This is a genomic window from Pseudomonas aegrilactucae (assembly GCF_019168305.1).
Taxonomy (GTDB): domain Bacteria; phylum Pseudomonadota; class Gammaproteobacteria; order Pseudomonadales; family Pseudomonadaceae; genus Aquipseudomonas; species Aquipseudomonas aegrilactucae.
Map to the genome: position 1 here is coordinate 1 of NZ_JAHTBI010000056.1, position 20925 is coordinate 20925.

Sequence of the window (20925 nt, forward strand, 5' to 3'; positions counted from 1 at the left end):
GTACGGGGGGCTTTTTTCATTGTTCTTCAGGGCCCTTTCGCTGGCAAGCCAGCTCCCACAGGTACTGCACGGGCCTCAAGCTCGGTGATATCCCTGTGGGAGCTGGCTTGCCAGCGAAGGTCGCGCTGCGCGGTCAGCGGCTGCGCAGGCTTTCCAGCAGCTTGTGCGTCGGGTAGCCATCAGCCGGCCAGCCCTGCGCCTGCTGGGCACTGCGGATCGCCTTGCGCGTGTTCGCGCCGATGATCCCGTCTGGCGCACCCGCATCGTACTGGTGGGCACTCAGCAGCTCCTGCAACTCGATGCGCTCGCTGCGGCTCAGCGGCAGGTCATCCTTGGGCCACGAGCCGCGAATGAAGCCGGCGCTGTCAAAACGCTCGGCCAGCAGGCTCACCGCCAGGGCGTAGGACGACGAGTTGTTGTACTTGAGGATCGCGCGGAAGTTGTCCAGCACCAGGAAAGCCGGGCCACGTGCACCGGCCGGCAGCAGCAGGGCTGCAGACAGCTGCTCGGTGCCGGCCGGTGCGCGTGCGTCGGCCGGCAGGGTCACGCCCATCTGCTGCCACTCGGCCACGCTCTTGCGCAGGCTGCCGTCGGCCAGCCAGTAGTCGAAACCACTTGGCACCTGCACTTCGAAGCCCCACGGCTCGCCACGCTTCCAGCCGGAGCTTTGCAGGTAGTGCGCGGTGGAGGCCAGCGCATCGGCCGAGCTCTTCCAGATATCGCGGCGACCGTCACCGTCGAAATCCACGGCGTGGGTGTTGTAGGTGGTGGGGATGAACTGGGTCTGGCCCATGGCGCCGGCCCATGAGCCAAGCATGGCCTCGGGCTGGATATCGCCGTTCTGCAGGATCTGCAGCGCGGCAGTCAACTGTGCCTGGGCAAACGCCGGGCGACGCCCTTCGTAGGCCAGGGTCGCGAGTGAGCGGATCACCGACTTGCTGCCTTGGAACTGGCCGAAATTGCTTTCCATGCCCCACACCGATACCAGCACGCGCCGGTCGACGCCATAGCGTTGCTCAAGCTGGCTGAGCAGTACCGCGTGCTGCTCGAGCAGTTTCTTGCCGTTGCGCACGCGTACAGGCGACAGCGCACCGTCGAGGTACTCCCACACCGGGCGAGCGAATTCGGGCTGGCTGCGGTCGGCCTTGATCACATCCAGGTCAGGTGTGACGCCCAGGAATGCACGGTCGAAGGTGGTCGGGTTGATACCGGCCTGCAGGGCCTGCTGGCGAAAACCTGCCTGCCATTGGGCAAAGGTCTGCAGCGGCTGAATTTCAGGGCTGGCGTCTGCGCTCGGGGTGGGCAGGGTGACCACCGGGTTGGGTTGCGCGGGAGCCAGGGGCAGGGTGTCGGCGACGGTAGGTTGCTCGGCACAGGCGACGAGCAGGATGAGGCTGGAGGCTGCAGTCAGCTGGCGAAGTTGCCGGCGACGGGAAAGGCAGAAGGGCATGCATGGGTCCAGGTATTTCAGGTCAGGTGCCGACCATACCACGCCTGTGGGTTTCTTGCTTTCATGCGGCCAAAAAGTAAGAAGCCTCCCAATCTCTCGATTGGAAGGCTTCGCGGCGGTAGCTGCCTTTGCCTTTGCCGGCGGGTTCCTGGCGGCTGCGGAACAAGGGCTGGGCGACGATGGATTTGGCCTTGTTGGGCCGGTTTTTTGCTGGCTTTTTGCTCATGGCAGTGGTCCTGCTGAGTGGATGTCCGGCGCAATATAGGCGCTGAATCCTTCGCTGGCAAGCCAGCTCCCACAGGGATTTGCGGCGCTCATGAAAAACCTGTGGGAGCTGGCTTGCCAGCGAAGGCCGCGCCACAGTGAGTCAGGCTTACTCGGCCGGCAACGCCAGGCGCTGCCCTGCCATCAGCAGCGACAACCGCGACAGGCTCACCCACGGCGAACCCTGGGCCTGGCCCTTGATCTGCGCATCGATGCGCTGGGCATCCTGCAGCAATTGCCCCCAGCGTTGCGCCGAATGGCGTTGCAGGGCCTTGCTCATCAGCGGCCTGCGCTTGTCCCACACCGGGGGGCGGGCCTGGCTGAAAGCCTTGTCCAGCGGCACGCCCTGGCTGAACTGCTGGGCCAGGCCGGCCAGCACCCGCAACTCGCGCGCCAGCGCCCACAGAATCACCGGCGGCTCGACCCCTTCACCGCGTAAGCCCTGCAGCATGCGCAGGGCATGTGCCGCCTCGCCATTGAGGATCGCGTCGACCAGGCCAAACACGTCAAAGCGGGCACTGTCGGCCACCGCTCCCTGTACGGTTTCGACCGTGATCTGATTGCCATCGGCCAGCAGCTTGAGCTTTTCGATTTCCTGCGCCGCCGCCAGCAGGTTGCCTTCGACACGGGCGGCGATCAGTTCCACCGCATCGCGCTGGGCCGACAGCCCGGCCTGGGCCAGGCGCTGGTTGATCCATTGCGGCAACTGGTGGGTGTCCACCGGCCAGATCTGCACGAACTGCACCTGCTGGCCGTCGATCAGCGCCTTGCCCCACTTGGTCTTCTGCGCACTGCCGTCGAGCTTGGGCAGGCTGATCAGCAGCAGGGTGTCTTCGGCGGGGCGCGTGCAGTACTCGATCAGCGCGGCCGCGCCCTTGTCCCCCGGTTTGCCCGACGGCAGGCGCAATTCCAGCACCCGCTTTTGCGCGAACAGCGAGAGGCTGGCCCCGGCCTGCAGCAGGGTGCCCCAGTCGAAGTTGGCATCGGCACTGAATACCTGGCGTTCGTCGAAACCTTGCTGGCGGGCAGCCAGGCGGATGGCGTCGGCGGCTTCCTGGCACAGCAGCGGGTCGTCGCCACTGATCACGTAGACCGGCGCGAGGCTGCCTTGCAGGTGCTTGGGGAGTTGGGCGGGGGTGAGCTTCATGGGGTCAGGCGGGGCGCCGAAGCGCCCCGTTCAGGCTCAGTTGGCCGGCAGTTCCAGCGGCGATTGCTGGGGCTGCGCGTCTTGTGCACGGCGGGCAGCTTCGACCGCCTGGGCCTCGGCCTTGGCGCGTTCGTCGGCTTCCTGTTGCAGGGCGTTGAGTTGTTCCGGCGTCAGCAGTTGCAGGCGCAGGACCATCTTCTGCACCATTTCGCGGCGCATTTCATCACGAATCTGATCGGCTTCCTGGTCGGAGCCGGCCAGGTTGTTGCTGTCATGCACGTAGGTCTTCTGCACTTCGAGCTTGTCGGTCAGCAGGCTCAGGTTGTCCAGGCCGCGGATCTCGTAGGTCAGCTCGCTGTTCAGTTCGTATTCTGCCGAGCGCCCGCCGCCAGCGTAGCTGGCCGCGCGCCGGGTTTCCTGTTCGTTGGTCAGAATCAGCTTGTAAGGCGCACCCTTGTGCACGTTGACACCGCTGTTCTCGAGTACTTCACGCAGTTGCGTGACGGTCGTGCCGTAGGCATTGCGCGCGCTCAGGTCCAGTTCCTTCAGGCTCAGCTCGGTAACGCCGGTGCCGCGCAGGTGGAAACCGCAGGCGCTGAGCAGGACAGCCAGGCCCATCACCAGCAGATTGCGTTTGATCATCTTGTTGCTCCCTTGAACCTTGTGGGCTGTGCGGGCGCCGCTCAGGGCGCCCGTTGCTGTCAGTTGGCGACGATATTGACCAGCTTGCCGGGTACCACGATCACCTTGCGGATGCTCAGGCCTTCTGTGAAGCGCAGCACGTTCTCGTTGCTGCGCGCCGCGGCCTCGACCTCTTCGCGGCTGGCGGTGGCAGGCATCTCGATATGCCCGCGCAGCTTGCCGTTGACCTGGATTACCAGTGCAATGCTGTCCTGCACCAGTGCGCTTTCGTCCAGTACCGGCCAGCCGGCATCGATGACCGCGCCGTCGTGACCCAGGCGCTGCCACAGCTCATGGCTGATGTGCGGGGTGATCGGTGCCAGCAGCAGGGCGACGGTTTCCAGGCCTTCGTGGATCAGCGCACGGTCCTGTTCGGTGGCGTGCGAGGCTTTTTCCAGCACGTTCATCAGGGTCATCACCTGGGCGATGGCGGTGTTGAACTTGTGGTGTTGGCCCACATCGACGCTGGCCTGCTTGATGGCGGCGTGGATGGCACGGCGCACCAGCTTCTGGGCGTCGTCCAGGCTGGACAGGTCCAGCGTGCCCGGCAGGCCCTGGCCAACGTGGGCCTGGGCCAGGCGCCAGACACGGCGCAGGAAGCGGTTGGCGCCCTCGACACCGGAGTCGGACCATTCCAGGCTCATGTCCGGTGGCGAGGCGAACATCATGAACAGGCGGCAGGTGTCGGCGCCGTAGGCATCGATCATCGCTTGCGGGTCGACGCCGTTGTTCTTGGACTTGGACATCTTCTCGGTGCCGCCGATTTCCACCGGCAGGCCGTCGGTCTTCAGGCGCGCGCCGATGATCTTGGCCTTGGCATCACGCTCGATTTCGACGTCGGCCGGGTTGAACCAGTCCTTGCCGCCGTTGCTGGCGACACGGTAGTAGGTTTCGGCCACGACCATGCCCTGGGTCAGCAGGTTCTTGAAGGGCTCGTTGGAGGTGACCAGGCCTTCGTCGCGCATCAGCTTGTGGAAGAAGCGTGCGTACAGCAGGTGCAGGATCGCGTGTTCGATGCCGCCGATGTACTGGTCCACCGGCAGCCAGTGGTTGGCGGCCTTGGGGTCGACCATGCCGTGCTCGTAGTTCGGCGAGGCATAGCGTGCGAAGTACCAGGACGACTCGACGAAGGTGTCCATGGTGTCGGTTTCGCGCTTGGCGGGTGCGCCACAGGTCGGGCAACTGCATTCATAGAATTCGGGCAGGCGCGCCAGTGGCGAACCGGCGCCGTCCGGCACCACGTTCTCTGGCAGGGTGACGGGCAACTGGTCCTCTGGCACCGGCACGTCGCCGCAGGTGTCACAGTGGATGATCGGGATCGGGCAGCCCCAGTAGCGCTGGCGGCTGATGCCCCAGTCGCGCAGGCGGAACTGGGTGCGCGACTTGCCCAGTTCCTTCTTGATCAGGGCGGCTTCGATGGCGTCGAACGCACCGGCGAAGTCCAGGCCGTCGAACTCGGCCGAGTTGATCAGTTGGCCATGCTCGCCGTAGGCGGCCTGCCATTCGCTGCCCACTTCATCGCCGGCGCTGGTGCGCACCACGGCCTTGATTGGCAGGTTGTACTTGGTGGCGAACTCGAAATCGCGCTCGTCGTGGGCCGGTACGGCCATGACCGCGCCGTCGCCGTAGTGCATCAGCACGTAGTTGGCGACCCACACCGGCAGCTTCTCGCCGGTCAGCGGGTGTTCGACCAGCAGGGAAGTGGCCAGGCCTTTCTTCTCCTGGGTGGCGATGTCGGCTTCGGCGACGCTGCCGCCCTTGCAGGCATCGATGAACGCTTGCAGCTCGGGGTTGCCCTGGGCGGCGAGGGTGGCCAGCGGGTGCTCGGCGGCGACCGCGACGTAGGTCGCGCCCATCAGCGTGTCGGGGCGTGTGGTGAAGACCTTGAGTGCGCCGGCCTCGCCGATGCTGGCCTGGTCGTAGGGGAACGACACTTCCATGCCGCGCGACTTGCCGATCCAGTTGCGCTGCATGGTCTTGACCTGTTCAGGCCAGCCCGGCAACTCGTCGAGGCTTTCCAGCAGCTCGTCGGCGTACGCAGTGATCTTGAAGTAGTACATCGGGATTTCGCGCTTCTCGATCAGCGCGCCCGAACGCCAGCCACGGCCGTCGATGACCTGCTCGTTGGCCAGTACGGTCTGGTCGGCCGGGTCCCAGTTCACGGTACCGTTCTTGCGGTAGATCACGCCCTTTTCGAACAGGCGGGTGAACAGCCACTGTTCCCAGCGGTAGTAGTCCGGCTTGCAGGTGGTGACTTCGCGGGACCAGTCGATCGCCAGGCCCAGGCTCTTGAGCTGGGTCTTCATGTAATCGATGTTTTCGTAGGTCCACTTGGCGGGCGCGACGTTGTTCTTCATCGCGGCGTTTTCCGCCGGCATGCCGAAGGCGTCCCAGCCCATTGGCTGCAGGACGTTCTTGCCGAGCATGCGCTGGTAGCGCGCGATCACGTCGCCGATGGTGTAGTTGCGCACGTGGCCCATGTGCAGCTTGCCGCTTGGGTAAGGGAACATCGACAGGCAGTAGTACGTGTCCTTGCCTGGCTGTTCACTGACTTCAAAAGACTTGTGCTCGTTCCAGTAAGACTGGGCGGCGGCTTCGATTTCGCGGGGCTGATAGAGTTCGTGCATGGCTACTTTGCGCTGAGAAATGGGAGACCTTATCCAGGCTGGTTTAAAACCGTAGCGCCCGGCAATCCGGTGTCAAGAGTGAACGCCGTAGCATACATGACCCCCATCCATCGTGGGAAACCCTGATTGCATCAGTGTCGGCGTCGCGGGCCGTTGGTCGCGGCGCCGGGCCGGTTTTTCGAGTGCCGCTAAGCTGACGTGTGGGGGAGATGAATTCTATCTTCAATGAGGTGAACGGATGGGAGAGTCGCAGCTACAAGCACTGAAACCGGAGCTTTACGAGCGGTTGATCGACCGTCTGGGGCTTGCCCTGGACACCGCGCGCACCGCCGTTCGATTACGCGATGAAATGCCTGCTGAGTTGGAATTGCGTGGCCTGAGCCGCGCCGAATTCGATGTGATCAAGGCCTACCTGGAGTCGCTTCCAGCAGGCCGGCAGGGAAGCACCGGCGCGACACAGCAAGCGCAGTCGTCGCCTTCGGCCAGGGTTGTCTGGCTAAAGGACAAGGCCCGCTCCACCACCACGGAAAAACCCAGAACGCTGCACTGCAAATAACCGTTCGGGACAGTCAGGCGCAGCCGGAGTGTGCCACGTACATGTCAATCTCGCTGATCGGCGCCTGGTGATCGTTGTTGCCAGGCGTCGTTTCTCTGTAGCCTTGGGCATCCCTGGAGGTGCCTGATGCCATTGCGCTATTTCATCAAACAGATCCTCTTGCCGCCCGGCGTGCTGTTGCTGCTGCTGTTGGCTGCCTGGTGGCTGCGTCGTCGTTGGCCACGCACTGCGCTGCTGTGCCTTGTCTCGGGGCTGGGCGGGTTGTGGCTGATGAGCCTGCCGGTGGTGGTCGAGTTCGCCGCGCGCCAGTTGGAGAACGTACCGGCCATCGAGCCTGCGCAGTGGCCGGCGCTGGCCGCCCAGGCCGACGCGATCGTGGTGCTGGGCGCGGGGCGTGAGCGCGGGGACCCGGCGTGGGGCAATGCCGACCAGCCCTCCGGTGTGGCCCTGGAGCGCATGCGCTATGCCGCGCAACTGGCCAGGGCCAGTGGCTTGCCGCTACTGACCACGGGTGGTTTGCACTACGGCACGCCGCCCAGCGAAGCCAGGCTGATGGCTGATTCGCTGCAGCGTGATTTCGGCGTGAGTGTGCGCTGGCAGGAGGAGCAAAGCCGCACCACCTGGGAAAACGCTCAGATGAGCGCTGCGGTGTTGCTGCCGCAGGGCATCAGGCGCGTGGTGGTGGTGACCCAGTCCTGGCACATGAGGCGCTCGGTGTGGAGCTTCGAGCGTGCAGGCTTCGAGGTGATGGGCGCGCCGGTCGGCTTTCTGGGCAATGACAACGCCCGCCCGTTCGGCGGCTGGATGCCGGAGAACAAGGCGATGTGGCAAAACGGCCAACTGCTCAACGAAGCGGTCGGCCTGCTCGGCTATCGCCTGTTCTACTAGTGCGTCTAGACCGTCTTGGCGATTCGGCTGGCCAGCAAGGCCCAGCCGAACAGCAGCATGCAGACGATCAGCATGGGCCATGAGCGCCATTGCAGGTACGGCGTGAGCCCCTGCATCGGCACCACCTCGCCATAGAGAATGGCGCGTTCGAACTGCGGGATCTGCACGCTGATCCTGCCGAACGGGTCGATCAGCCCGGTGACGCCGTTGTTGGTTGCGCGGATCATCCAGCGCCCGGCTTCAAGGGCACGCATCTGCGCCATCTGCAGGTGCTGGATCGGGCCGATCGACTTGCCGAACCAGGTGTCGTTGCTGATGGTCAGCAGAATGTCGCTCCTGGCCGCAAGGCTGGCGGCCAGCTCCGGGTAGACCACTTCGTAGCAGATCATCGGGGCAAAGTGGTAGCCCTTGGCCTGCAGCATCGCCTGGTCTTCGGGGCCGCGGGCAAAGTCCGACATCGGCAGGTCGAAGAAGGCGATCAGGCCGCGCAGCATGTCCTGCAGTGGCACGTACTCGCCAAACGGCACCAGTTTCTGCTTGAGGTAGGTGCCATCGCCTTCGCCCACCACGGTGATGCCGTTGTAGTAACGGCGCTGCTGGTGCACCACTTCACGAATCGGTACCCCGGTGATCAGTGCCGAGTGGCGGTCGCTGGCGAAGCTGCCCATCATGTCCAGGTAACCCTGGGCCTGCTCCTTGAGCACGGGCACCGCTGTTTCCGGCCATACGATGATGTCCACCGGCCTGGAACTGAAGCTCATGTCGCGGTACAGCGCCAGTTGCCGGTTGAGCTGCTCGGGGTCCCACTTGAGTTCCTGTTCGACATTGCCCTGGATCGCCGCCACGCTCAGCGGCTCGCCCGCCGGCGTGGTCCAGGCATGGCCCTTGAGGGCCTGGCCGGCCATCCATGGCGCGAACAGCAGCAGCGCGCCGAGGGCCATGAAGCCCTTGCGCTCGCGCAGCCGGTGCAGGTTGCACAGCAGCGCAGCAGTCAGTGCCAGGGTGAACGACACCAGCCACATGCCGCCCAGCGGGGCCAGCCCGGCAAGCGGGCCGTCGAGCTGGCTGTAGCCGGCATAGAGCCACGGGAAACCGGTGAGGAACCAGCCGCGGAAGGCTTCCTGGCCCAGCCACAGGGCGGCAAAGCACAGTGCGTCTGCCAGTGGCGCCTCGGGGCGACGCAGCCAGCGCGCCCATAGCCAGGCCGGCAGGGCGAAAAACCAGGCAATGGCGGCGAAGAACAGCAGCATCAGGCCGCCGGCCAGCAGCGCCGAGGCGCCACCATAGTCGTGGATGCTGACGTAGATCCACCAGGTACCGGCGCCGAACAGGCCAAAGCCATAACACCAGCCGCGCCCCAGCGCCTGGCGCGGGGTGAGGTCGCGCAGCCCCAGATAGAAGAGCGCCAGCGACAGCAGCGACAGCGCCCAGATGTCGAAGGGCGCCAGCGTCAGCGGGGTCAGGGCACCGGCCGCCACGGCCAGCAGGTTACCGGGCCAGCCGGGGCGGGTGATCCAGCGCATGGTTGTCCTTAGCGGTTGATGGGGGTCAGGCGCAGCAGGTGGATCCGGCGGCTGTCGGCATTGAGGATGCGGAAGCGATACGGCCCGATCTCGGTGGTTTCGTTGCGCTTGGGCAGGTGACCGAAGGCACTCATCACCAGGCCGCCCACGGTGTCGAATTCGTCGTCGGAGAACTCGCTGTCGAAGAAGGTGTTGAAGTTCTCGATCGGGGTCAGTGCCTTGATCAGGAAGTCGCCGCTGGGCAGCGGCTTGATGTAGCTGTCCTCTTCGACGTCATGCTCGTCTTCGATGTCGCCGACGATCTGCTCGAGCACGTCCTCGATGGTTACCAGGCCTGCCACACCGCCGTATTCGTCGATGACGATGGCCATGTGGTTGTGGTTGGCGCGAAACTCGCGCAGCAGCACGTTCAGGCGCTTGGACTCGGGCACGAAGGTGGCCGGGCGCAGCAGGTCCTTGATGTTGAAGGTGTCGCCGTTCTCCTTGAGGATCAGCGGCAGCAGGTCCTTGGCCAGCAGCACGCCGAGCACGTCGTCATGGCTTTCGCCGACCACCGGGTAGCGCGAGTGCGCGGCGTCGATCACTGCCGGCAGGAATTCGCGCGGGGTCTGCGAGGCCTTGATGCTCATCATCTGCGAGCGCGGCACCATGATGTCGCGCACTTGCAGGTCGGCGACCTGGATCGCACCTTCGACAATGGTCAGCGCTTCGCTGTCGAGCAGCTTGTTCTGGTGCGCTTCGCGCAGCAGCTCGAGGAGCTCCTGGCGGTTTTTCGGCTCATGGGCAAAAGCCTGGGTCAGTTTGCCCAGCCAGGACTTTTGCCCGTTGCTCGATCGATCTTCGCTCATGGCGGTTACTCGTGATCCTTGCAGATATCAGTGTGGGGTGCGTCGTGTTCGTCGTCGGCGTACGGGTCGGGATGACCCAGTTCGGCAAGCAACGTTCGTTCCAGTGCTTCCATTTCCTCGGCCTCATCGTCATCGATGTGGTCGTAGCCCAGCAGGTGCAGGCAACCGTGGATGACCAGGTGCGCCCAGTGGGCCTCGAGGGCCTTGCCCTGTTCGGCGGCTTCGCGCTCGACCACCGCGATGCAGATGACCAGGTCGCCCAGCAGCGGGATGTCGAGCAGGTCGTCGGGCACGTCGGCGGGGAAGGACAGCACATTGGTGGCGTAGTCCTTGTGCCGCCAGGTGTGGTTCAGCTCGCGACCTTCGGCCTCGTCGACCAGGCGAATGGTCAGTTCCGAGTCGGCCGTGCGCTGGCGCAGGGCCAGGGCGCACCATTGGCGGAACTGGTCTTCGCTCGGGGCGGGCGCATCGCTTGCCAGTTGCAGATCGAGTTCAAGCATTGCGCGGTTTGCCTTCGGCCGGGTCCTGCTGAGCGTTCTCGAAGCGCTCATAGGCTTCGACGATGCGCTGTACCAAGGGGTGGCGCACGACGTCTTTAGGCTGGAAATGGGTAAAGCTGATGCCCGGTACGTCCTTGAGCACGCCGATGACGTGCGCCAGGCCCGACTTGGTGCCGCGCGGCAGGTCGACCTGGGTGATGTCGCCGGTGATCACGGCCGTGGAGCCGAAACCGATACGGGTCAGGAACATCTTCATCTGCTCGACGGTGGTGTTCTGGCTTTCGTCGAGGATGATGAAGCTGTTGTTCAGGGTGCGGCCGCGCATGTAGGCCAGCGGGGCGATCTCGATCACCTGGCGCTCGATCAGCTTGGCCACGTGCTCGAAGCCGAGCATTTCGTACAGCGCGTCGTACAGCGGGCGCAGGTACGGGTCGATCTTCTGGGCCAGGTCACCGGGCAGGAAGCCGAGCTTTTCGCCCGCCTCGACGGCCGGGCGCACCAGCAGGATGCGCCGTACCTGTTCGCGTTCCAGCGCGTCGACCGCGCAGGCCACGGCCAGGTAGGTCTTGCCGGTACCGGCCGGACCGATGCCGAAATTGATGTCGTTGCCGAGAATTTCCTTCACGTAGCGCTGCTGGTTCAGCCCGCGCGGGCGAATCATGCCCTTGCGCGTGCGCAGCGACACGCTGACTTCGTTGACGGCCGGGTGTTCCAGCGCTTCAACGGCCGATTCCTGAAGGAACAGGTGGACCATTTCCGGCGACAGCTCGGTGGCCTTGGTCTCGCGGTAGAGACGGCGCAGCAGCTGTTCGGCAGAGGAGGTCAGCTTGGGTTCGCCGATCAGTTCGAACTGATTGCCGCGGTTGCGGATCTCGATGGCCAGGCGCTGTTCGATCAAGCGCAGGTGCTCGTCGAATTGCCCGCACAGATTGGCGAAGCGATGAGCCTCGAAGGGCTCGAGGATGAAACGATGAGGTTCTATGGGTGCGTTCAAGGTCGTTTTTAGCCGCCCTACGGCAATGTGGATGAAACCAAGGATAACCCCACGCGCGCAACGGTGAAAGCGCTGAAACGATCAAGGGTCGCCGGGCCGTTCGTCGGGCCCGGCGTAGCGCCTTTACTGCACCAGCGAACCGAACAGCGAGTGCGGACGTGCATCGTCGATATGAATGTCGACGAACTGGCCGATCAGGGTGGGATTGTCGCTGCGGAAGTTGACGATACGGTTATTCTCGGTGCGCCCTTGCAGTTGCCCCGGGTCGCGGCGTGAATAGTCGGTGACCAGGATGCGCTGCAGGGTGCCGACCATCTGCCGGCTGATTTCAAAGCCCTGGTGATCGAGGCGGTGCTGCAGGGCGGCCAGGCGTTCCTTCTTGACGGCCTCGGGGGTGTCGTCGGGCAGGTCGGCGGCCGGGGTCCCCGGGCGCTGGCTGTAGATGAACGAGTAGGAGAAGTCGAAACCAACGTCGGCCACCAGCTTCATGGTGTTCTCGAAGTCTTTTTCGGTTTCGCCGGGGAAGCCGATGATGAAGTCGGAACTGATGCAGATACCCGGCACCGCGGCCTTGAGCTTGCGCAGCTTGGACTTGTATTCGAGCACGGTGTGCCCGCGCTTCATCGCCGCCAGTACCCGATCGGAACCGGACTGCACCGGCAGATGCAGGTGCTTGACCAGCTCGGGCACCTCGGCGTGGGCCTGGATCAGGCTGTCGGAGAACTCCAGCGGGTGCGAGGTGGTGTAGCGGATGCGGTCGATGCCGTCGACAGCGGCCACTACCCGGATCAGCTCGGCCAGGTCCGCCAGGCGGCCGTCGTGGGTCTGCCCGCGGTAGCCGTTGACGTTCTGCCCCAGCAGGGTCACTTCACGCACGCCGTTCTCGGCCAGGTGGATGATCTCGGCCAGCACGTCGTCGAACGGGCGGCTGACTTCTTCGCCGCGGGTATAGGGCACCACGCAGAAGGTGCAGTACTTGCTGCAGCCTTCCATCACCGACACGTAGGCGGTGGGGCCGTCGATACGCGGCTCGGGCAGGTGGTCGAATTTTTCGATCTCGGGGAACGACACGTCGACCTGGGGCAGGCCGGTGCTGCGCGCCGCGTCGATCATCTCGGGCAGGCGGTGCAGGGTCTGGGGGCCAAACACCACGTCGACATACGGCGCGCGCTTGCGGATCGAATCACCTTCCTGGCTGGCCACGCAGCCGCCGACGGCAATCACCATGTCGGGCCTGAGGTCCTTCAGTTCGCGCCAACGGCCGAGCTGCGAGTAGACGCGGTCCTGGGCCCGTTCGCGGATGGAACAGGTATTGAGCAGGATGACGTCGGCGTCTTCGGCCCGTGCAGTCACTTCCAGGGCTTGATGTTCACCCAGCAGGTCGACCATGCGCGAGCTGTCGTACTCGTTCATCTGGCAGCCGTGGGTTTCGATATAAAGCTTCTTGGTCATGCGGGATCATCAGGTGATTCAAAGAACCGCGCATTATAAGCGGCGTGGCCGAGGCTTCCTAGCGTTGTCGGCCGGGTGCCTATGTTATAGTTTGCGACTTATTTCCCCCTGCGATCGTTCCTGCCGACAATGACCAAGCGCGAAGCCCCCATCTATAAAGTGATCTTTCTCAACCAGGGTCAGGTGTTCGAGATGTACGCCAAACAGATCTACCAAAGCGATCTGTGGGGCTTTCTCGAAATCGAGGAATTCGTGTTCGGCGAGCGCACGCAGGTCGTCGTCGACCCCAGCGAAGAGAAGCTCAAGGCCCAGTTCGAAGGCGTGGTGCGCAGTTTTGTGCCGATGCATTCGATCGTGCGCATCGACGAAGTCGAGCGTCTGGGTACGCCGAAGATCAGCGAAGCGCGGGGTGTGAGCAACGTGATGCCGTTCCCGATGCCGATGCCGGAAAAATAGCCGGACGTCTTACGGCAGCGGGGCGAAGGGGGTGCGACCGTCGATGGTCTGCAGTTCCAGCAGGTACTTGCGAAAGATCTGGCCAAGTACCTGGGTGGCCACCTCCAGCTCGTCGCGCTGCATCTTGGCAGACACTTCGTCGGCCAGGTCCAGGGCGTCTTCGGCGCCATTCACCGCAGCCATCTTCAGCACGATATACGCCTGCACGTTGTTGGCTGCCACGCCTTCGCCGCGAAAGAACATGGTACCCAGCAGGTATTGCGCCTGGGCATGGCCTTGCAACGAGGCCTGCTCGAAGTAGCTGAGCGCCTTGTTCAGGTCTTGCGCAGTGTTCTTGCCGTCGTAGTAGAACTCGCCGAGCTCGAATTGTGCCTGGGCATCACCCGACTGCGCAGCTTGCTGGCAGCTGGCCAGGGCCTGTTGCAGCTCGTCGGCAGGCGTATTGAGGGTGCAGCGGCCTGTTGCCGGGATCAGCAACGAGTTACCGCCTGCGGTGGCCAGCAGGGGCTGAAGTAGCAACAGGCAGCCCAGTGCGAGGGCGCGGCCGGCGCGGTTCATGGTGATCGACTTACCTCTGCGAAGCTGCGGCCAATGTGTCTGGTGGCACATTATGGGATAAGCAGCGCCTACCTTACAAAGTCTTTACTCGATTTTCTGCTGAGGGGGGGCGAGCGGGGCGGTGTGTGACGCCTGTTCCGGCCTCTTCGCTGGCAAGCCAGCTCCCACCGGGCACGTGCAGGTCCCGAGTACAATGCACTACCTGTGGGGGCTGGCTGGCCAGCGAAGGGCTGCAGGGCAGCCCAGGGTTTCAGAGCTTGGCGAATGCCCGCTCGGCCGCATCCAGGGTGATCTGCAGCTCGGTTTCACCGTGCGCGATCGAGGTGAAGCCTGCTTCGAACGCACTCGGCGCCAGGTACACGCCGCCTTCGAGCATCAGGTGGAAGAAGCGCTTGAAGCGTTCGGCATCGCTGGCCATCACATCCTCGAAGGTGACGATGTCGTCGGCACCGCTGAAGTACAGGCCGAACATGGCGCCCGCCTGGGTGGTGACGAATGGCACGCCGGCCGCATCGGCACGCTGCTGCAGGCCCTCGAGCAGGCGGCTGGTGAAATCGCTCAGTTCGGCATGGAAGCCCGGGCGGCTGATCAGCTTCAGCGTGGTCAGGCCGGCCGCCATCGCCAGCGGGTTGCCCGACAGGGTGCCGGCCTGGTACACCGGGCCCAGCGGTGCGATCTGCTCCATGATGTGGCGCTTGCCGCCAAAGCAGCCCACCGGCATGCCGCCACCGACGATCTTGCCGAACGTCGACAGGTCCGGGGTCACGCCGTAGTGCGCCTGGGCGCCGCCCAGTGCGACACGGAAGCCGGTCATCACTTCGTCGAAGATCAGCACCACGCCGTGCTGGTCGCACAGGCTGCGCAGGCCTTCGAGAAAGCCCGGTGCCGGCGGCACGCAGTTCATGTTGCCGGCCACTGGCTCGACGATGATGCACGCCACTTCCTGGCCGACCTCAGCGAGCATCTTTGCCACCGCGTCGATGTCGTTGAACGGCAGGGTCAGGGTGTGTCTGGCGAATGCCGCCGGCACACCGGCCGAGCTTGGCACGCCCTGGGTCAGCAGGCCGGAACCTGCCTTGACCAGCAGGCTGTCGGAGTGGCCGTGGTAGCAGCCTTCGAACTTGATGATGCTGTCGCGGCCGGTGAAGCCACGGGCCAGGCGAATCGCACTCATGGTGGCTTCGGTGCCGGAGCTGACCATGCGTACCATTTCCATCGACGGCACGATCGCGCAGACCAGGTCCGCCATCTCGGTTTCCATCGCGGTCGGCGCGCCGTACGACAGGCCGTGGGCCAGTTGCTTGCGCACCGACGCGAGCACGTCCGGGTGGCTGTGGCCGAGGATCATCGGGCCCCAGGAACCGACGTAGTCGACATAGCGCTTGTCGTCTTCATCGGTGACATAGGCGCCTTCGGCATGCTTGAAGAACAGTGGCGTGCCGCCGACGCTCTTGAACGCACGCACGGGCGAGTTCACGCCACCGGGGATGTGCTTCTGGGCTTGGGCAAACAGGGTTTCGGAACGAGACATGTCGGGCTCTCTCAATCAGGCAGATGCGAACAGGGCGTTGAAGGCGCGGGCGCGGCGAGTGACCTCGGCCGTGCTGTCAGCGCCGAACAGGCCGTGAATCACCGCCAGCAGGTCGGCGCCATGGGCGACCAGCGGGGCGGCGTTGTCCAGGGTGATGCCGCCGATCACGGCAATCGGCAATTTGACCCGCGCCCGGGCCTGCTCCAGCAGGGCCAGGTCGCAGGCCGGGGCACCGGGTTTGGTGAGCGAGTTGAAGAAGCGGCCGAAGGCCACATAGCTGGCACCTTCGCGGGCCGCCTGTTCGGCCAGCTCGAGCTGGGCGTGACAGGTGGAGCCAATGATTGCATTGCGCCCCAGCAGGGTACGCGCAGGCGTCAGCGGGCCGTCGGTCTGGCCCAGGTGCAGGCCCACGCCCAGGCGCGCGGCCAGCTCGGCGTCGTCGTTGATCACCAGTTGGGTGCGATAGCGCTCGCACAGCTTCATCAGGGCCTCGGCCTCGCGCAGGCGGCGTGCCTCGTCCTGGCTCTTGTCGCGGTATTGCAGCAGGGTGACGCCACCCTCGAGGGCCGCTTCGACGTAGGGAAGAAAGCGTCCAGCCAACAGTTGGCTGTCGGTGATGGCATACAAACCACGTAACTTCATCGTGCAGGCCTCGGGGCGGTCGATCAGGAACAGAAATCCAGTGGCAGGCGGCGCGGCACGTACTGGCCCTTGCCCAGTTGCTCGGCGTCACGCAGGGTGCGCCAGGTGTAGTCCAGTGCCGAACGCACCGCACTGTGCAGCTGTTCGCCCAGCGCCAGGCGCCCGGCCAGGGCGCTGGCCAGGGTGCAGCCCGAACCATGGTAGTCCCCCGGCAGGCGCTGGCAGGTCCAGGTGTGGTGCTGGCCGTCGCGGCTGTACAGGCGGTTGTGGATTTCGTGCTCGTCGCCGTGGCCGCCGGTGATCAGCAGGTGCTTGACGAAGGGCAGCAGTTTTTCTGCGCACTGGTCGGCCGTGCCGTCCGGCAGCTCGGCCAGGATACGTGCCTCGGGCAGGTTCGGCGTGGCGATGGTGGCCAGCGGCAGCAGGCGCTCGCGCATGGCATAGCCGACCTCGTCCTTGCCCAGGCGGCCACCGCCGCCGGCGCGCAACACCGGGTCGCACACCAGGGGCAGGTGCGGGTGGGCGCTGAGCAGCTCGACCACGGTATCGACCATGTCCAGCGAGCCGAGCATGCCCAGCTTGACCGCCGCGACGGTCGAGTCGTTGAGCACGGCATTGGCCTGGGCCAGTACCCACTCGCGGTCGAGCACGCGAAAGTCAGTCACATTGACGGTATCCTGCACGGTCAGGGCGGTGACGGCCGGGGCGGCGTGACAACCTTGCGCGATCAGGGCTTCGATATCTGCCTGCAAGCCGGCGCCGCCACTGGGGTCGTGGCCGGAGAGACAGAGGACAACGGGGCGGGAGCTGTAGGTATTCATGGTGCGCGAGCTTACCACCAAACGCTTTTGGCGGGTCTGTCGGGCCGATGCAGTTTTTGAGCGGCGGGTCAGCTAATGCCTGAAGAAATGCCTGTAAGTGCCGATATAGAGCCTCTGTTTTGAGTTCCAAAGCCTCTCTGGCCGCGCCCGAAAGCTGTGCTAGAGTGCTCACAAATCGATAACAGGTACTGCCGCGACTCGTCGTCTCAAATGGACAGGAGGCCACCACGACGCGACCGCGCAGACCATGCTGGGGCTGTATGCGCACTGTGCTGATTGTTTTGCTGGGCTGGCTGCCACTGCTGGCCGGCGCGGTCGATTTCGACGATGCCACCCGCCAACTGCCGCTGGGGCGGCTGATGCAGGTGTATGAAGACCGTGACGGCAGCGCGAGCATCGCCCAGGTCAGTTCGCCGGCGTTTGCCGCGCAGTTTCGCCCGCACCAGGCCCAGGTGCTGAACGCCGGCTACTCGACATCGGTGTTCTGGGTCCGGTTAGACCTGCATTACGTTGCCCTGCCACAGGCCGCCCCGCGCAACTGGTTGCTGGAGCTGGCGTACCCGCCGCTGGACCATCTGGAACTCTACCTGCCCGATGCAGCCGGCCATTACGCCCTGGCACAGCGCACCGGTGATGCCTTGCCCTATGCCAGCCGACAGCTGCGCCAGGACAATTACCTGTTCAACCTGCCGTTTACCCCGGGCCAGTCGAGCACGCTGTACCTGCGCCTGCACAGCGAGGGCTCGGTGCAGGCGCCGCTGACCCTGTGGTCGAGCGATGCGTATCTGGAGGCCCAGCCCACCCGGCTGTACATGCTCGGGCTGATCTACGGCGTGCTGCTGGGGATGCTGGTGTACAACCTGTTCATCTATCTCAGCGTGCGCGATACCAGCTACCTCTACTACATCCTCTACATCGCCTCGTTCGGCCTGTACCAGGTGTCGGTCAACGGTGCCGGGGTGGCGTACTTCTGGCCCGACAGCCCCTGGTGGGCGAATGCGTGCACACCACTGTTCATCGGTGCGGCGGGGCTGTTCGGCTGCCAGTTTGCGCGCAGCTTCCTGCAGATGGCCAGCCTCAGTCGTGGTTTCGATACCTTCCTCAAGGTACTGATCGGCTGCTCGGCGCTGGTGATGGTGATGTCGCTGAGTTTCAGCTACGGCATCGCCCTGCGCCTGGCCACCGCGCTGGCGCTGGTGTTCACCGTGAGCATCTTTGCCGCCGGGGTGTTCGCCTGGCGCCGTGGCCTGCGGGTGGCGCGCTACTTCATCATCGCCTGGTCGGCCTTTCTGCTGGGCGGCCTGGTCAACACACTGATGGTGCTGGGCTACCTGCCCAACGTGTTTCTGACCATGTATGCCAGCCAGATCGGTTCGGCGCTGGAGGTGGGCCTGCTGTCGCTGGCGCTGGCCGATCGCATCAACAGCATGCGTGACGAGCAGGCCCGTACCCTGCGTGAAGCCGGGCAGACGCTTGAGCAGGCCAACCTGCAGTTGGCCCACAGCAACCGGCTCAAGGACGAGTTCCTGGCCACCGTGACCCATGAGCTGCGCACCCCGATGAACGGCGTGATCGGTTCGCTGGAGCTGATGCAGATGGTCTCCAGCGAGCAGGAACTGACCCAGTACCAGCACACCGCCAGTGCCGCGGCGCAGAACATGATGCGCATGGTCGACGACATTCTGATCCTTACCGAACTGCAAGCCGGCCGCCTGCGTGCGCAACCGGAGCTGTTCAACGTGCGCGGCCTGCTGCACGAGCTGCGGGTGCGCTTCCTGCCACTGGCGCAGGAAAAGGGCCTGTTCTTCAACCTGGACGCCGGCATGGACCTGCCGGACATGGTCTGGGGCGATCGGCGCAAGCTGGCGATGTGCCTGAGCTACCTGCTCGACAACGCAATCAAGTTCACCCACCGTGGCGGCGTACTGCTGACCGTGCGCATCCGCCAGCCCGCCGCGCCGCAGCCGGGCCTGACCTTCAGCGTTCGCGACAGCGGCATCGGCTTTGCGTGCCTGGATGACGCGGTGCTCTACCAGCGCTTCTTCCAGGTCGATGGCTCGATGAGCCGCGAGTACGGTGGCCTGGGCATCGGCTTGTCGATCTGTCGCAAACTGGCGCAGTTGATCGACGGGCACTTGCGCCACGAGTCACGCCCGGGCGAGGGCAGTTGCTTTGAACTGAGCCTGGCCACGCCGCTGCCGTGCGGTGTTGCCGCTGGGCTGGCGCCGGGGCAAGTCGTGGCGAATTAGGCGGTTTTGTCACTTTGAGTCGGGGGCAGGGCGTGATTCACTGAAAACCACGTCCGGATCAGCCAGGAGTCCCCGATGAACCTGCACCAGTACGCCGAAACCCACACGGTCACCAATCAGCCGCCGAGCCTGGATGGCGCCAACCTGTACCGTCTCGACCTGCCGTTGCAGGCGTGGGCCCGGCGCTATGGCGCTGGCTGGGCGCAGGCACGGATCGATGCCTACGGGGCGCTGGCGGGTGGCCCCCTGATGGCAGCAGGGTTCCTGGCCAATGCGCACAAGCCGCAGTTCAGCAGCCATGATCGCTATGGCCACCGGGTCGACCTGGTGGAGTTTCATCCCGCCTATCACGAGCTGATGCGCACGGCCATCGAGCACGGCCTGCCGTCATTGCCCTGGGCCGAGCCGCGCGCCGGGGCGCACGTGGCACGTGCCGCGATGACCTACCTGCACAGCCAGGCCGAAGCCGGCAGTGGCTGCCCGCTGACCATGACCTTCGCCTCGGTGCCTGCGCTCAGGCTGCAGCCCGAGCTTGCACGGTACTGGTTGCCCAAGGTGCTGGCCACTGCCTACGACCCGCGCAACATCGGCGACCGGCACAAGGTGGGGGTGACCCTGGGCATGGCCATGACCGAGAAGCAGGGCGGCACCGACGTGCGAGCCAACACCACACGCGCCTATCCGGTGGGCGCGGCGGGGCCGGGCCAGGCCTACGAGCTGGTGGGGCACAAGTGGTTCTGCTCGGCGCCGATGTGCGATGCGTTCCTGACCCTGGCACAGACCGACAAGGGCCTGAGCTGCTTTCTGCTGCCGCGCCATCGCCCCGATGACAGCCACAACCAGTTCTATATCCAGCGCCTGAAGAACAAGCTGGGCAACTGCTCGAACGCCTCCAGCGAAGTCGAGTTTCGGGGTGCCCTGGCCTGGATGATCGGTGAAGAAGGGCGGGGCGTGCCGACCATCATCGAGATGGTCGCCATGACCCGGTTCGACTGCATGGTCGGCTCCAGTGCATTGATGCGCCAGGCACTGACCCAGGCGGCGCACCACTGTGCGCACCGCACGGTGGGCGGCCGGGTACTGGCCGAGCAGCCGTTGATGCAGAACGTGCTGGCGGACCTGGCGCTGGAAAGCGAAGCGGCGCTGGCCCTGAGCCTGCGCATGGGGCACGCACTGGACCAGCCACAGGACGCGCATCAGGTGCGCTTTGCCCGGCTGGTGACCGCCGTGGGCAAGTACTGGATCTGCAAGCGTGCGCCGGCCATGATCAACGAGGCCGCCGAGTGCCTGGGCGGCGCCGGTTATGTGGAGGACAGCATCCTGCCCAGGCTGTACCGCGAGGCGCCGGTCAACTCCACCTGGGAAGGCTCGGGCAACGTGCAGTGCCTGGACGTGCTGCGCGCCGTGTCCAAGGAGCCCGGGGTGCTCGACACGCTGTTCGCCGAGCTGGGGGACGGCCATGGCGACCCGCGCCTGGCGGCGCATATCGGCAACCTCAAGGCGGCCCTCGCCGATACCGCCGACATCCAGTACCGGGCGCGCCAGCTCACCGAAGACATCGCGCTGGGGCTGCAGGCCAGGCTGCTGCTGGAGGCGGGCAATGCCGCCGTCAGCGACGCGTTCATCGCCAGCCGCCTGGGCGCTAGCGCACGGGTATACGGTGCATTGCCGCGCGGCGTCGATGTGGCGGCGCTGGTGCAACGCTCGACGCTGAACTGGCCGCTCTAACGTGCGTGCC

19 protein-coding genes are annotated in these 20925 nt (G+C 64.9%); 5 read left to right on the forward strand and 14 right to left on the reverse strand.

The annotated features are described in order from the left end of the window. Positions 1 to 133 precede the first annotated feature (133 nt). From KUO17_RS16580 to leuS, 5 genes are all read right to left on the reverse strand, one after another. Complete coding sequence (locus tag KUO17_RS16580) at positions 134 to 1450, reverse strand: lytic murein transglycosylase (RefSeq protein WP_217976623.1); 1317 nt, start codon at positions 1448 to 1450, stop codon at positions 134 to 136. A gap of 61 nt (positions 1451 to 1511) precedes the next feature. Next, a complete protein-coding gene (gene arfA, locus KUO17_RS16585) occupies positions 1512 to 1676 on the reverse strand; it encodes an alternative ribosome rescue factor ArfA (RefSeq protein WP_217976624.1) in 165 nt (54 codons plus the stop codon). 147 nt (positions 1677 to 1823) lie between these two features. Then, complete coding sequence (holA, locus tag KUO17_RS16590; RefSeq protein WP_217976625.1) at positions 1824 to 2861, reverse strand: DNA polymerase III subunit delta; 1038 nt, start codon at positions 2859 to 2861, stop codon at positions 1824 to 1826. A 36-nt stretch (positions 2862 to 2897) separates the two neighbouring features. Next, positions 2898 to 3503, reverse strand: a complete 606-nt coding sequence (locus KUO17_RS16595; protein ID WP_217976626.1) for an LPS-assembly lipoprotein LptE — start codon at positions 3501 to 3503, stop codon at positions 2898 to 2900. 59 nt (positions 3504 to 3562) lie between these two features. Next, positions 3563 to 6169, reverse strand: coding sequence for a leucine--tRNA ligase (leuS, locus tag KUO17_RS16600; RefSeq protein ID WP_217976627.1), 2607 nt, complete (start codon positions 6167 to 6169; stop codon positions 3563 to 3565). Between the two features lie 238 nt (positions 6170 to 6407). Here leuS and KUO17_RS16605 point away from each other — a divergent pair, with 238 nt between their 5' ends. Both KUO17_RS16605 and KUO17_RS16610 read left to right on the forward strand, forming a co-directional pair. Beyond that, positions 6408 to 6725: a hypothetical protein gene (locus KUO17_RS16605; protein ID WP_217976628.1), complete on the forward strand. Its 318-nt coding sequence runs from the start codon at positions 6408 to 6410 to the stop codon at positions 6723 to 6725. A 126-nt stretch (positions 6726 to 6851) separates the two neighbouring features. Beyond that, complete coding sequence (locus tag KUO17_RS16610; protein ID WP_217976629.1) at positions 6852 to 7613, forward strand: YdcF family protein; 762 nt, start codon at positions 6852 to 6854, stop codon at positions 7611 to 7613. A 5-nt stretch (positions 7614 to 7618) separates the two neighbouring features. Here the strand turns inward: KUO17_RS16610 and lnt are convergent, their stop codons facing one another. From lnt to miaB, 5 genes are all read right to left on the reverse strand, one after another. Next, positions 7619 to 9136: an apolipoprotein N-acyltransferase gene (gene lnt, locus KUO17_RS16615; protein ID WP_217976630.1), complete on the reverse strand. Its 1518-nt coding sequence runs from the start codon at positions 9134 to 9136 to the stop codon at positions 7619 to 7621. An 8-nt stretch (positions 9137 to 9144) separates the two neighbouring features. Further along, on the reverse strand, positions 9145 to 9984 hold the full coding sequence (locus KUO17_RS16620) for an HlyC/CorC family transporter (RefSeq protein ID WP_217976631.1): 840 nt from the start codon (positions 9982 to 9984) through the stop codon (positions 9145 to 9147). Positions 9985 to 9989: 5 nt separating this feature from the next. Beyond that, positions 9990 to 10484, reverse strand: a complete 495-nt coding sequence (gene ybeY, locus KUO17_RS16625) for an rRNA maturation RNase YbeY (protein WP_217976632.1) — start codon at positions 10482 to 10484, stop codon at positions 9990 to 9992. Then, positions 10477 to 11478: a PhoH family protein gene (locus KUO17_RS16630; protein WP_217976633.1), complete on the reverse strand. Its 1002-nt coding sequence runs from the start codon at positions 11476 to 11478 to the stop codon at positions 10477 to 10479. Before KUO17_RS16630 ends, ybeY begins: the two co-directional genes overlap by 8 nt. 123 nt (positions 11479 to 11601) lie before the next feature. After that, on the reverse strand, positions 11602 to 12930 hold the full coding sequence (gene miaB, locus KUO17_RS16635) for a tRNA (N6-isopentenyl adenosine(37)-C2)-methylthiotransferase MiaB (protein WP_217976634.1): 1329 nt from the start codon (positions 12928 to 12930) through the stop codon (positions 11602 to 11604). A 129-nt stretch (positions 12931 to 13059) separates the two neighbouring features. Here miaB and KUO17_RS16640 point away from each other — a divergent pair, with 129 nt between their 5' ends. Continuing rightward, positions 13060 to 13386, forward strand: a complete 327-nt coding sequence (locus KUO17_RS16640; RefSeq protein ID WP_038606593.1) for a DUF1820 family protein — start codon at positions 13060 to 13062, stop codon at positions 13384 to 13386. Positions 13387 to 13395: 9 nt separating this feature from the next. Here the strand turns inward: KUO17_RS16640 and KUO17_RS16645 are convergent, their stop codons facing one another. The 4 genes from KUO17_RS16645 to KUO17_RS16660 form a co-directional block, all read right to left on the reverse strand. Beyond that, positions 13396 to 13944 carry a tetratricopeptide repeat protein gene (locus tag KUO17_RS16645; RefSeq protein ID WP_217976635.1) on the reverse strand — a complete coding sequence of 183 codons (549 nt, stop codon included), beginning with the start codon at positions 13942 to 13944 and terminating at the stop codon, positions 13396 to 13398. Between the two features lie 250 nt (positions 13945 to 14194). Further along, positions 14195 to 15475 (reverse strand): glutamate-1-semialdehyde 2,1-aminomutase, encoded by a 1281-nt coding sequence (gene hemL / locus KUO17_RS16650; protein WP_217976636.1) that lies wholly within the window; start codon positions 15473 to 15475, stop codon positions 14195 to 14197. Positions 15476 to 15490: 15 nt separating this feature from the next. Next, entirely contained in the window at positions 15491 to 16117 is a 627-nt protein-coding gene (gene thiE / locus KUO17_RS16655) for a thiamine phosphate synthase (RefSeq protein ID WP_217976637.1), read from the reverse strand. Between the two features lie 23 nt (positions 16118 to 16140). Next, on the reverse strand, positions 16141 to 16938 hold the full coding sequence (locus tag KUO17_RS16660; RefSeq protein WP_217976638.1) for a hydroxymethylpyrimidine/phosphomethylpyrimidine kinase: 798 nt from the start codon (positions 16936 to 16938) through the stop codon (positions 16141 to 16143). Between the two features lie 260 nt (positions 16939 to 17198). On the opposite strand from KUO17_RS16660, the gene KUO17_RS16665 reads away from it, so the two are divergent. Both KUO17_RS16665 and KUO17_RS16670 read left to right on the forward strand, forming a co-directional pair. Next, positions 17199 to 19187 carry a sensor histidine kinase gene (locus tag KUO17_RS16665; protein ID WP_217976639.1) on the forward strand — a complete coding sequence of 663 codons (1989 nt, stop codon included), beginning with the start codon at positions 17199 to 17201 and terminating at the stop codon, positions 19185 to 19187. A gap of 75 nt (positions 19188 to 19262) precedes the next feature. After that, on the forward strand, positions 19263 to 20915 hold the full coding sequence (locus KUO17_RS16670; RefSeq protein WP_217976640.1) for an acyl-CoA dehydrogenase family protein: 1653 nt from the start codon (positions 19263 to 19265) through the stop codon (positions 20913 to 20915). Positions 20916 to 20925: the final 10 nt, after the last annotated feature.